This window comes from Streptomyces coacervatus (assembly GCF_029223485.1).
Classification (GTDB): Bacteria; Actinomycetota; Actinomycetes; order Streptomycetales; family Streptomycetaceae; genus Streptomyces; species Streptomyces coacervatus.
This window is the reverse complement of sequence record NZ_JARHTP010000074.1, coordinates 1-675: the sequence shown is the minus strand read 5'-3', so window position 1 is coordinate 675 and position 675 is coordinate 1. Positions and strand designations below refer to the sequence as shown.

General features: G+C 31.3%; 1 protein-coding gene. It reads left to right on the top strand.

The genetic code is table 11. The features are described 5' to 3' along the window. A partial coding sequence (locus tag P2Q00_RS50635; RefSeq protein WP_439145913.1) for an Ea47 family protein occupies window positions 1-675 on the top strand: 675 nt, incomplete at both ends.

Here is a 675-nt window from a genome sequence, read left to right as displayed (position 1 = left end):
CAATAATGTTATTGAAAAATGGAAAAATGATCCATTAATGGCTTGGGCTAAAAATTCTCGCAATACGATAGAAAAACAAGGCGATTTAGAAATGTATAGCGAGGCAAAGGCTACTCTTATTTCATCTTACATTGAAGAAAATGACATTGAGTTTATTACAAATGAAAGTATGTTAAACATTGGTATAAAAAAGTTAGTCAGACTTGCACAAAAGAAATTACCTTCATATTTAACTGAATCATCTATTATTAAATCAGAAAGACGATGGGTCGCTAATACGCTAAAAGATTACGAATTATTACATGCCTTAGCTATAATCTATGGCAGAATGTATAACTGCTGTAACTCTCTTGGCATACAAATAAACAATCCAATGGGTGACGATGTGATTTCGCCAACATCATTCGACTCTTTATTTGATGAAGCCAGGAGAATAACTTATTTAAAATTAAAAGATTACTCCATAAGCAAATTGTCATTTAGCATGATACAATATGACAATAAAATAATTCCTGAAGATATTAAAGAGCGTCTAAAACTGGTAGATAAGCCTAAAAATATCACTTCGACAGAAGAGTTAGTTGACTATACAGCCAAGCTTGCAGAAACGACTTTTTTAAAGGACGGTTATCACATTCAAACATTAATTTTTTATGATAAACACTTCCTTCCAAT